Origin of the sequence: Microcoleus sp. AT8-A3, from assembly GCF_036705675.1 — a bacterium.
Lineage (GTDB): Bacteria > Cyanobacteriota > Cyanobacteriia > Cyanobacteriales > Microcoleaceae > Microcoleus.
The window spans coordinates 1-11,331 of sequence record NZ_JAUBVD010000103.1; the positions used below are offsets into that span (position 1 = coordinate 1).

An 11,331-nucleotide genomic window follows, 5' to 3' on the forward strand; every position below is an offset into this window, starting at 1 on the left:
TACAATCATGAGTTAGCTCTAGCCGATTAAAATTAAAACTTCTGATTATAACATATATCTTTTTTGCAAGAGGTCTAATATTTAGGTATAATATTATGGCATTAATAGGGCCAATCCAATGTTTGTTGGTTCCTCATTTTTAATTAACGCGATCGCATTTACAACTTTTATAAGTATATTTTGCGGTTAAGTCTACTACAATATTTCCCATTTAGGAGGCTTGATGTTTCAAGGTTTACTTAAAACGATAGGGAATTAAAGTTATCATCGGTCACGCTGTTTTATTCGCAAGCTGACACTGCCATTTTTTACCATTTGCTGAGTTTGCCAAGTGGGGAGAAAAAGAAATTTGTATTGAGGAACTAAATAGTTAGGTGTGTGCTTGTGTAACTCAGACACTAGGTTTTTAATCTTGATGCGAATTGGGGGCGTGGTTTTTCAGAGTCAATAACGCCGAAGTTTCTTGAAGTGTGGAATTTTTGCCATTCAAATGATAGATATTAGCGGGTATGGCGACGATACTCATCTTTAGATAATATGGATATCTAATGGGCATCTTTCCAACATTTCTGAACCGTAAAACTTAGATCGCAAAGGTTCGGAAACCAGGGTATAATCAAAGTAATATTTACTGACCCAAAACTAGAGTTGCTCAAAATTTGCCCTGGGGGCTCATGCAGCCGACGATCGGGCAGTGACAGATCGCAGATAATTAATCAAAATATATTTCAAAAGGGCGATCGAGGCTTTCGTAAAAGCTATCATCACAGAACATAGCTCATCTTTAATTTAGTACAGCTAACCGCGCCACCACGGGCGCTGTAATTTGAGCAAACAATTTGGGAAAATAGAATTAGCCTGGGAGGGGGACACACCCTGCCCCGCTTTTCTCTCCCGGTACGGGGAGCCCCCAAGTGATGTGCCCTGACGCTATAACGAGAGTATCCCGCAAGTTAATCAGGTAAGTAAGCAACTTAGCACTCAACGAACAAGATTTGATTGCAAGCACCGGCAAATCCCTCCAACATCTCGTCAATTTGTGGACGAAGCTTAGAGGGGACTGCGAGCTTACACTTGAGAGATAGGGATTGAGCAAGAAAATGATAGCTGATCCATAAGCAAAGAATACGGGGGTTAAAACCCCGCCTTGGTTTTCCTCTCAGCACTCTTTGTGACTGAGTTTCCCACCTATTGAGTGTTTTTTATGACTAGCACATCCCCGCTTCGCTCCACATCCAGCCCCACATCGATAGTTGCTCTAAGCACTTTTACTCCGGCTCTCACCAAGATGATTCTGTCGGGTTACGTCAACGGCGAGCAAGTAAAACAAGCTCTAGTTGATAGCCGGAACTCCGGCAAGCGGTTGACGGAGGTATTAGAAGCACTTACCGGGCAGCCGTTGCCTCCAGAATTGCTGCGACTTTACAAGAAGCAGCAGATGTTTGAACGGAAGATAGTCTACGGCGTTGAAGCATTTGACCCGGAGATGAGCGAAATGTCTAACGAGCAACTCGGAGTTATGCTCGATGCGTTGAAGATTTCGATCGACATTTGTCACCAAGGTCGGTTTTTACCCGTAGCGAAGACTGAAACTGAGCCTGCGGCGGTTTTAGTGGCAATGGTAGATCCCGACAACCTCAACGCCATAGAAGATTTGCGGCGGATTTTACAGCCTCACGGCTTGGCTTTGCAGCGGCGAGTGATTACGCCGGACGACTACCAGGACATTACTTCTGCTTATCAAGACGAACAAGTTAAGAGGGAAGCTAAAAAAGCTGAAATCGAAAAGCAGAGAAAGATGGATTTAGGGGAGGGAGATTTTGGCGAGCTCTCGCTAGTAGAGGAGAGCACCGACCAAGAAGACCTCGCTAACACCTTGGACGATGCAGAGGCTGCTCCCGTAATTAAGGCCGTCAATATCATTTTGGCGAAAGCTTTGTCGGAAAAGGTGTCTGACATCCACGTAGAACCTCAAGAAGAGTTCATGCGGATTCGGATGCGGAAAGACGGAGTGCTGCAAGAGTATTTCCGGTTTCCCAAGCAGGTAGTCCAATCGATTACCGCTCGTTTCAAGATTATTGCCAACCTGGATATTGCCGAACGCCGACAAGCTCAAGACGGGCGCATCCGCCGGGTGTTTGAGGGACGCACGGTGGATTTCCGGGTCAACAGCTTGCCTTCCCGGTACGGTGAAAAAATCGTGCTGCGGATTTTGGACAGTTCCAGCACTCAGTTGGGTTTGGGTTTGTTAATCTCCGACGAAGAAACTCTGGCTTTAGTGCGAGAGAGTGCTAGCCGTCCGTTCGGACTGATTTTGGTGACGGGGCCGACGGGTTCGGGCAAGTCAACTACTCTGTACTCGATTCTGGCGGAACGGAACGATCCGGGGGTTAATATCAGTACGGCGGAAGACCCGATCGAATATGCTTTGCCAGGAATTACCCAATGTCAAGTAATTCGGGAAAAAGACTTGACTTTTTCCAACATTCTGCGGGCTTTTTTGCGGCAAGACCCTGACGTGATGCTGGTGGGGGAAACGCGGGACAAGGAAACGGCAAAAACTGCTCTGGAAGCTGCTTTGACGGGACACTTGGTGCTGACGACGCTGCACACGAACGACGCGGCCGGGGCAGTGGCGCGTTTGGCCGAAATGGGCGTAGAACCGTTCATGGTTTCGGCCGCTCTGTTGGGCGTGTTGGCTCAACGTCTGATGCGGCGCGTTTGCGACAAATGCTGCATTCCTTACCAGCCTACTGCAGCAGAACTCGGCAAGTACGGTCTGTCGGCTTCTCAAGAAATTGATCTAACTGTTTACAGAGCCAACACTATACCCGTGGAGGAAAGGAAGGAACTCGCAGACAACGAGCAACTTTGTCGGAAGTGCGGCGGCCTAGGCTACAAAGGACGGGTAGGGGTTTACGAGTTCCTGAAAAATACTGAGCGGCTTCAAACTCTGATCACTCAAGGAGCTCCCACAGAGCAAATTAAGGAAGCAGCAGTAGAAGAAGGGATGAAAACGCTGCTTGCTTACAGCTTGCAGTTGGTGCGGGAAGGCGCGACTACCTTTGAAGAAGTCGAGCGGGTGACGTTTACAGACTCTGGGCTGGAGGCTGAAATGAAAGCCAAACGCAAGCAGGGACTTACCTGCAAGACTTGTCAGGCGGAATTGAAGCCGGAGATGCTTGATTGTCCGTACTGTTTGACTCCGCGCTTTTTGGATTGATTCAGCAGTTAACTGTTGACTATTAACTGTTGACTCTTAACTGAGCTAGATTGGTCAATAACTATCATATCAATTCGATCGAGGAGAGGTATCTATGGGTCTGATGATTGAAGACGTACTGGAGTCCCTGGTAGAGCAAGGGGGTTCGGACATACACATCCAAGCGGGCGCGCCTATATTCTTCCGAGTCAGCGGTAAACTAACTCCTCAGACGCAATACGGAGACATTCTGTCTGCTGAGGAAGTGCAGATCCTAATTTTCCAAATGCTCAACAATATGCAGCGCAAGCAGTTGGAAATGGAGTGGGAACTCGACTGCGCTTACGGCGTTCGGGGATTGGCTCGGTTCCGGGTAAATGTCTACCGGGAACGGGGTGCTTGGGCTGCTTGTATGCGGGCTCTGGCTTCTAAGATTCCTAACGCAGATGCTTTAGGCGTGCCACAGGTTTTGCGGGATATGACGGAAAGACCCAGGGGTATGCTGTTGGTGACGGGACAAACGGGTTCCGGGAAAACTACTACGATGGCGGCTTTGTTGGATCTGGTCAACCGGACGCGGGCGGAACACATTCTAACCGTTGAAGACCCGATCGAATACGTGTTTCCCAATGTCAAGAGTTTGTTTCACCAGCGCCAAAAGGGCGAAGATACTAAGAGCTTTGCTAATGCTCTGAAAGCTGCTTTGCGCGAAGATCCTGATGTAATTCTCGTGGGGGAAATGCGGGACTTGGAAACGATCGGTCTGGCAATTTCGGCGGCAGAAACGGGTCACATGGTGATGGGAACGCTGCACACTAATTCGGCGGCTGCAACTATCGATCGGATTTTGGACGTGTTCCCGCCCATTCAACAACCCCAGGTTCGCGCCCAGGTGTCTAACTCTTTGGTGGGAATAGCCAGCCAAAATTTGGTAATAAAAGTTGGGGGCGGCCGCTGCTGCGCTATGGAAATCATGGTAAATACTCCAGCTATGGCTAACTTGATCCGGGAGGGAAAAACTCCGATGATTTACTCCCAAATCCAAATGGGGGCAAAATTGGGTATGAGGACGATGGAAATGGCCCTCGCTGAACTTTACAAGAGCGGTAAAGTCACTTGGGAATCGGCAATGGCCAAGGCTTCTAAGGCTGACGAACTCGAACGCTTGATCGGCCCGGCACCGGTTGGTAGCGCCCCGGTAAAAGCTCATTAGTTCCGTCAGCAGTCATTAGTCAGGAGTTCGCAGGCTGAATTAATGACTGATGACTGATGAGTCATAACTTTTAATAAATTTTCAGAGGTGAGCTGTGGCTACCAACGTTATCCGCCAAAAACCGAAAGGTGGCTTTGATTTCAGTAAGATTCAGGAGCAAATTGAATATAACCTTACCAGCCTTACTGTTAAGGATATGGCTATTTTTGCTCGTCAGTTTGCGGCTATGTTTAATGCAGGGGTGGCGATCGTTCGATGCCTTTCCGTGCTGCACGAGCAGTGTTCTAATGCTAAGCTGAAGCGAGCGCTCAGAAGCATGAATGCTGACGTTCAGGAGGGGATAAACTTGGCAGAGGCGATGGCTAAGTTTCCTGATGTGTTTGACCAACTGTTTATCAGTATGGTGGCGGCGGGAGAAGTCGGGGGGGTACTAGATGAAACCCTAGACCGTCTGGCGGTGATGATGGAAAAAAATCACAAGACGGAATCCGAAATTAATTCGGCTATGTCTTATCCGAAGACGGTGCTTTCCATCGCGATCGTGATTTTTTTCGCAATGACCATATTCTTGCTACCAACTTTCGCTAAAATCTTTAAGGATATTGGTGCAGATTTGCCGGCTTTTACGGTGATGATGTTGGCAATTAGTTCATTTTGTACCGCTTGGCCTCCGATTCAACAGGTGACAGTTATTGGGGTAATTATAGCGCTAAAAATTGCCTTCGATATGTACTACAAAACTCCCATAGGTCGCCTACAAATTGATAGAATTGCGATGAAATTGCCGGTGTTTGGCGATTTGATCGAAAAATCTGCGGTGGCTAGGTTTTGCGTGATATTTGGGTCGCTGACGCGATCGGGCGTGCCGATTCTCAATTCTTTGGAAATTGTGCGAGATGTGGCGGGAAATCAGGCGATATCTAATGCGATCGAATATGCGAGACAGGAAATTCAAGGCGGCGGCATGATCAGTATTGCTTTGCAAGAACAAGCTGTTTTTCCGTCTTTGGCCATCCAAATGATGGCAATTGGCGAGGAGACAGGGGAACTTGACAAGATGCTGATGAAAGTTGGCGCTTTCTACGAAACGGAAGTGGAAGAAGCAGTAAAAGGACTTACCAGTATGCTAGAACCTCTGATGATTGTGGTCGTCGGTGGTATCGTAGGTTCAATTTTGCTGTCGATGTATCTGCCGATGTTCGCAGTCTTCCAGAAGCTGTAAAAAAGTGCTAATTAGTTATTAGTTATTAGTTAGTAACAATTAACGCCTGACCAATGACTATTTCAATCTTTCCCAGGCTCTGCCTGGGCAGACTTTTGGAGGAGGCACATCCTCTATTAAAAGGAGAAAACAATTTGGAGGCTCTGCCTCCAAATCTTCATTACCAGGGTCTTCCCATTGGTGACAAATTACGAAAATGTCACAAAAGTCAAGTAGGATAGGTAGACCGATTTAACTGCTGCCTAATCCTGGCTTTACGCTCCAGGGTAAACGCATCTTAATTGGAACCCCAAATATGCTACAGTTAAATCCGAATAAATTTAAATGTAGTTATTGTCGTTGATGGATGCTATCAATGGCAAAAGGTTTTACTCAAACTTTAACTCACCAACCAAAACAAACAGATTCATTGCCTTCGGTGAATATTATATTAAATGGCAGGTTTTTAGAATATTTTGCCAATTTGAACTACCCCAGAATAGAAAGAATAAAAAAAGTTACTCAGAGATATTACAGCGTAATCGCATCTTAATTAAGGTATAATGGTGAGGGAAATTTTTAAAACATTTGACAGCATCATTCAAGCGCAGCTCGTAAACTAAGGAAGAAAAATTGAGTGTGATGCTGATAGCCAGCTAAGCACGCTCGCTGGGGTTCCACCTAGTTGATTTATCTCCATCACGTGCTCTTGCCTAGGGCGTGTTTTCAAACTATAACCACAACAGAATGCAGGCGATCGCGATCGTGGCTGTATAATTGGCAGGCAGCTTCTCATATCGAATAGCGCTCCGACTCCATTGCTTGAGTCGCTTGATAGCACGTTCAACAATGTTCCGTTGCCGATAGATTTCACGGCAGCCTTTTTCCATCTGCCTCAGTGAGAGATACCTGCCGGGAGTCCATTCCCAGTTTAACTACTTGTTGGTGGCCCATCCCGTCTCCACCGCAGCCCTGCCTCTGGCAGGTGCATTTTATGTCATTTGTCAAGTACAATTTATACCAAATTAGATGCGATCGCCCTGCACTAATAACCCATAAATATGGTTCACTTTAACGTTGCCTTTCAACACTTTAACTCCTTCACCGACATTACCCTATCCCTGGCCAAAACTTTAGACCAAATGGGAATTCCTATTTCGGTCGAACCTTCAACAATAGCCTCTCATCTCAGCCGCCATTCCACAGCAGAAGAAAACGACCTGCTAGAGAAGTGGATGAACACCACACCCTCAGATTTATTTCAGATCAAATGGTCTCATTATTGGAAACCTTATTTTTTAAAAGAACTCAACGGACATCTCAACTTAGAACTTTTTGCTATCAATTACGAATTCGCCAAAAACCATGATGATTATGATTACTGGATTTACGATGCTGTTAACACTTCATCCCACAAACTAGCCGTCAGCCAATATTCTAAAAACGTTTTAATAAAAGCTGGATGTCCGCCGGCTAACGTATCAGTCATGCCTCTAGGTTTCAATCCTTTAATCTCGCAACTCTATTTGCCCAGACCGCAAAAAACCCAAAAAGATGTAAAGTATATTCTGCACATGACCAATTCTTTTGATTTGTATAGATTTGGCACGGATCTGGCAATTCAAGCTTTTTGTGAAGAGTTTAAAGATGATTCTAACGTAGAGTTAATTATCAAAGATGGTGGCAAAAATCCTGATGTTATAGTGGAACACCTCGTAAATATCGAAAAACAATTCGGCAAGTTCAAGTCAAAAGTTCAGGTAAAGCCTAAATTTTGTACTAAAGCAGAACTAGCTGATTTATACTTGTCAGCAGATGCTTTTTTAGCACCCTTTCGCGGCGAGGGTTTTGCGATTAAAATTTTGGATGCCTTTGCAGCAGGTTTGCCCGTTGCTATGACTATGTACGGCGGCCCGACTGAGTACGCCAATGCTGATAACTGCTATCCCATTGCTTACGATCTAGTTCCCGTGGGAAAGTGTTACGATACTGAGTATCTAAAAATCAGAAATGCTCCTCATTGGGCCGAGCCAAATGTTCAGTCGGTTCGCGAACAGTTGCGAAAAATTGTTGAAGACCCGATGCGTTTTCAGGTAGCTCAAAAAGCTAAAGAGACGGCAGATTTATTTAATTGGGAAGCTGCTGCTCAAAAATTGCTAAGATTAATGCGAAAGTTGTTTTAAGAGCAGAAATTATGGGACTCGAACGCAAAATGTTTAGGGGAATGTTTTCACCCGGAGAAGTGGTACGATTAAAACAGCCTTGTTTTACTCCCGGCCGATTGTTTGAGCCAGGAAAATATAACGCTGATGAGTTGCCGGATATCGCTTTTGATATGGGTTTGGTAGACCATTTGCCACCAGTCAAAGGCAAAAGTTCAGAAAATCTCAATGTTCAGAACCCGCCAGATCAAAACCTTGAGGAATAAACTCTCGTTGGCAGTAAGGACTTCAGTCCTAAAAATCCCTGTTGGTAGTAAGGACTTTAGTGCTGAAAATTAAAATAAATAATCAAAGACTCAAGTCCTGACTGCAAAAAAGATAAAGCCAAATTAACCATTTTGCTCTATCTGGGCAATTAACTGTTTCAAAACTTGACTAGCTTTATCGTTCTCAATCTGACAAGTTCCGGCATTCTGGTGTCCACCGCCGCCATACCTCAACATTAACTCCCCAATATTAGTTTTAGAAGTTTTGTTAAAGATTGACTTGCCAACTGCGAAAACAGTATTTTGTTGTTTCAGTCCCCAAAGTACGTGAATCGATATATTGCACTGAGGGAACAAAGCATAAATTACAAAACGATTTCCCGCATAAATCACATCTTCGTTACGCAAATCCAAAACAACTAAATTATTATAAACTTGGGCGCATCGCTGTATTTGCTCTTTAAATTTTTCTTCTTGCTCGAAGTAGAGGTCTACTCTTTCTTTTACATCAGGAAGCTGCAATATTTGGTCGATGGTATGATATTTGCAGTAATCGATTAACTGCATCATTAACTGATAATTGGAAACGGTAAATTCTTTAAACCTTCCCAACCCCGTTCGGGCGTCCATTATGAAGTTTAACAGCACCCATTCTTGCGGGTGCAGAACCTCTTCTTTGGCAAATTGAGCGGAATCTGATTTGTCAACTGCCACCATCATCGCCTCAGAAATATCAGGAAACTTTGCTTGGCCTCCATAATATTTGTACAGTACCCTAGCTGCAGAAGCTGCATAGGGATCGATGATGTGGTTGATTTTGATTTTCTCGTGTCTAAGAGTTTCGCTGAAATGGTGATCGAAAGCTAGATGAACTCCCTCAACATAGGGTAAATTGGTGCTAATATCGTTATTTGTTATTTCGATTTTCCCATCCTGCATATCTTTAGGATGCACGAATTTAATCTCGTCGATCATATCGAGTTCTTTGAGCAAAACTGCACAGACTAGACCGTCAAAATCGCTGCGGGTGACTAATCTGTATTTTTTAGTGAGTGGCATATGCTTCTGTGATAGGGAGGAACTGATCACCAGCTAATATAACGTATTACCCGATCGCTTTCCAATATGAACACAGACCCTTACGCTTGGATAGAGAAGGCCCTGGACACAGTTCGCCGTGCCAATTGGTATAGATCGCCAGAATCGATCGAAAGTTCCCCTGGGCCTGTGGTAAAGTTAGCAGGCCACAGCCTGATTAACTTTGCCAGCAACGATTATCTGGGACTTGCGGGCGATGACAGGTTAATTGAAGCTGCTATAGCTGCAACTAAGGAATTTGGTACGGGTGCGACGGGTTCGAGGTTGGTCAGCGGACACCGCGATTTGCACCGACAGTTAGAACAAGCTATTGCTAATTTAAAACAAACTGAAGATGCTTTAGTATTCAGTTCGGGATATTTGGCGAATCTAGGGGCGATCGCATCCGTTGTCGGCAAGCGCGATTTGATATTATCTGACAAGTACAACCATTCGAGCCTGAAAAACGGAGCCACACTCAGCGGTGCAACTGCCCTAGAGTACAGTCACTGCAATCTTGAGGATTTAAAAGCCAAGCTAGAGCAAAATCGCGCAAGGTATCGCAAGTGTTTAATTATTACCGATAGCGTCTTTAGCATGGATGGGGACTTGTGTCCGCTACCACAGTTGTTGGCTGTGGCCGAAACCTTTAACTGCATGGTATTAGTAGATGAAGCTCATGCTACGGGAGTTTTCGGTGCTAGCGGTGCCGGTTGTGCAGAACATTTCGGGTGTACGGGAACACCACTGATTCAAGTGGGGACACTCAGCAAAGCTTTGGGAAGTTTAGGTGGTTACGTTGCGGGATCTGCTGCTTTAATTGATTTTCTGCGTAATCGAGCTGCGAGTTGGATTTATACTACAGCATTGACGCCTGCTGACGCGGCTGCTGCTTTAGAAGCTGTGAGGATTGTACAGCAAGAACCAGAACGCCGAGTTCGGTTGCGACAAAATATCGAAACTTTCAAATATTGCGCGATTACCAATTACCAATTACCAATTAGTAATTCCCTCTCCCCAATTTTCACTCTTCCGTTAAAAGATGCAGCCTCCGCTTTAACAGTCGGCAGCAAACTCAAGGAAATGGGTATTTTTGCTCCAGCGATTCGGCCTCCGACTGTCAGCGTGAGTCGAATTCGGATTTCGCTGATGGCAACTCACGAGCTCGCACACCTTCAGCAGTTGGTAGAGGCGCTGAAGCAAGTTTTGAGTTTTGACTAAATGTTGAGTGCGTACCGCGCACCGCTTGACTAAATGTAAATGTTGGGCCTAAAAGCATCGGGCCTAAAAGCATCGGGCATCAGCCTAATGACTAATGACTACTGACTAATGACTAATGACTTCTGATTGTCAAGATATCGCTATTGACTTATGACCAATCTTATACAGGAGTTTGGTCGATCGGTCAACAACTGTAAATTTTTTGTAAATTTAGATACTTTTTGGAATTTAGCGCTATATTAGAGAAGTAGCAGGTACACCAAATTTAATATAAGGAACGTCCACCATGAACACAAATCGTCAAAACGTAAAAAAAGTAGCAGAAACCCACCGCGCTAACATTCACAAGCAACTGATGCACCGCATAGAAGTAGCGAGATCCAGTGGCAATCAAGATTTGGTTCGGGTGCTTGAAGAGGAAATGAGACAGCTTTAAAGAAGCTGGAACTAGAATTTGCCGTAGTTTGGTTTAGAGGGTTGTGCGAGAAATGCAGAATTCCGGCAACCGCTACCTGTGAAGTTTTGACTCCTCTCTTAGTTGGTAGGAAAAATCCCGGTTTTTTAAAGAAACCGGGATTTTTTATTGAGAAGGAAGAAGAAAGAGGGAACACTCCTGCACGCACAAACTCTATCTGTAGAGTGCGCCTCGTCCCCAAGAGATTTGCCAAAAATAGAATGTTATGTCGGTAAGTTGAATCAGGTATTTATGAATTTGCTGAGCTATGCGATTCATGCCTTGAATTGCTATGACCAAAAACGCGCCTCGGAGCAAATTAAAAATGACCATAGTAGGATTACGATTTGTACTTATATGCTGAATTAGGATGGGGTAAGAGTCGGTGTGAAAGACAGGCTGGGAATAACAAGGGAGGTAAGGAATGAGAATTAAATAACTTCCACAAGTTTGTGGGATGGGCCTAAGAGCCCGTCCTTTTTGGACGGGCTCTTAGGCCCATCCCACAATAACAATTAAAATTGTAAGTTATTTA

9 protein-coding genes are annotated in these 11,331 nt (G+C 45.0%); 7 read left to right on the top strand and 2 right to left on the bottom strand.

Annotation, left to right across the window (positions count from 1 at the left end):
* The first annotated feature begins 1,204 nt into the window (after positions 1-1,204).
* From QUB51_RS29355 to QUB51_RS29365, 3 genes are all read left to right on the top strand, one after another.
* Positions 1,205-3,223, top strand: coding sequence for a GspE/PulE family protein (locus tag QUB51_RS29355; RefSeq protein WP_333264418.1), 2,019 nt, complete (start codon positions 1,205-1,207; stop codon positions 3,221-3,223).
* Positions 3,224-3,317: 94 nt separating this feature from the next.
* Positions 3,318-4,415, top strand: a complete 1,098-nt coding sequence (locus tag QUB51_RS29360; RefSeq protein ID WP_333056039.1) for a type IV pilus twitching motility protein PilT — start codon at positions 3,318-3,320, stop codon at positions 4,413-4,415.
* A 94-nt stretch (positions 4,416-4,509) separates the two neighbouring features.
* Positions 4,510-5,637 carry a type II secretion system F family protein gene (locus tag QUB51_RS29365; RefSeq protein ID WP_333056038.1) on the top strand — a complete coding sequence of 376 codons (1,128 nt, stop codon included), beginning with the start codon at positions 4,510-4,512 and terminating at the stop codon, positions 5,635-5,637.
* Positions 5,638-6,347: 710 nt separating this feature from the next.
* Here the strand turns inward: QUB51_RS29365 and QUB51_RS30545 are convergent.
* The gene (locus QUB51_RS30545) at positions 6,348-6,506 is read right to left on the bottom strand and encodes a transposase (protein ID WP_445243020.1); all 159 of its coding nucleotides are present in this window, start codon (positions 6,504-6,506) and stop codon (positions 6,348-6,350) included.
* 171 nt (positions 6,507-6,677) lie between these two features.
* On the opposite strand from QUB51_RS30545, the gene QUB51_RS29370 reads away from it, so the two are divergent.
* Both QUB51_RS29370 and QUB51_RS29375 read left to right on the top strand, forming a co-directional pair.
* Positions 6,678-7,799: a glycosyltransferase family 4 protein gene (locus QUB51_RS29370; protein WP_333056037.1), complete on the top strand. Its 1,122-nt coding sequence runs from the start codon at positions 6,678-6,680 to the stop codon at positions 7,797-7,799.
* Positions 7,800-7,810: 11 nt separating this feature from the next.
* On the top strand, positions 7,811-8,044 hold the full coding sequence (locus QUB51_RS29375) for a hypothetical protein (RefSeq protein ID WP_333056036.1): 234 nt from the start codon (positions 7,811-7,813) through the stop codon (positions 8,042-8,044).
* A 123-nt stretch (positions 8,045-8,167) separates the two neighbouring features.
* Here QUB51_RS29375 and QUB51_RS29380 read toward each other — a convergent pair whose 3' ends face one another.
* Positions 8,168-9,103: an exopolyphosphatase gene (locus tag QUB51_RS29380; protein WP_333056035.1), complete on the bottom strand. Its 936-nt coding sequence runs from the start codon at positions 9,101-9,103 to the stop codon at positions 8,168-8,170.
* Positions 9,104-9,169: 66 nt separating this feature from the next.
* On the opposite strand from QUB51_RS29380, the gene bioF reads away from it, so the two are divergent.
* Positions 9,170-10,342 (top strand): 8-amino-7-oxononanoate synthase, encoded by a 1,173-nt coding sequence (gene bioF / locus QUB51_RS29385; protein WP_333056034.1) that lies wholly within the window; start codon positions 9,170-9,172, stop codon positions 10,340-10,342.
* Between the two features lie 286 nt (positions 10,343-10,628).
* Positions 10,629-10,778: an arginine synthesis PII-interacting regulator PirA gene (gene pirA / locus QUB51_RS29390; RefSeq protein WP_172185012.1), complete on the top strand. Its 150-nt coding sequence runs from the start codon at positions 10,629-10,631 to the stop codon at positions 10,776-10,778.
* Positions 10,779-11,331: the final 553 nt, after the last annotated feature.

Excerpts from the sequence above, each read along its gene's own strand:
- QUB51_RS29355 (WP_333264418.1), top strand. The coding sequence starts at position 1,205 with ATGACTAGCACATCCCCGCTTCGCTCCACATCCAGCCCCACATCGATA.
- QUB51_RS29360 (WP_333056039.1), top strand. The coding sequence starts at position 3,318 with ATGGGTCTGATGATTGAAGACGTACTGGAGTCCCTGGTAGAGCAAGGG.
- QUB51_RS30545 (WP_445243020.1), bottom strand. The coding sequence starts at position 6,506 with ATGGAAAAAGGCTGCCGTGAAATCTATCGGCAACGGAACATTGTTGAA.
- QUB51_RS29370 (WP_333056037.1), top strand. The coding sequence starts at position 6,678 with ATGGTTCACTTTAACGTTGCCTTTCAACACTTTAACTCCTTCACCGAC.
- QUB51_RS29375 (WP_333056036.1), top strand. The coding sequence starts at position 7,811 with ATGGGACTCGAACGCAAAATGTTTAGGGGAATGTTTTCACCCGGAGAA.
- QUB51_RS29380 (WP_333056035.1), bottom strand. The coding sequence starts at position 9,103 with ATGCCACTCACTAAAAAATACAGATTAGTCACCCGCAGCGATTTTGAC.
- bioF (WP_333056034.1), top strand. The coding sequence starts at position 9,170 with ATGAACACAGACCCTTACGCTTGGATAGAGAAGGCCCTGGACACAGTT.
- pirA (WP_172185012.1), top strand. The coding sequence starts at position 10,629 with ATGAACACAAATCGTCAAAACGTAAAAAAAGTAGCAGAAACCCACCGC.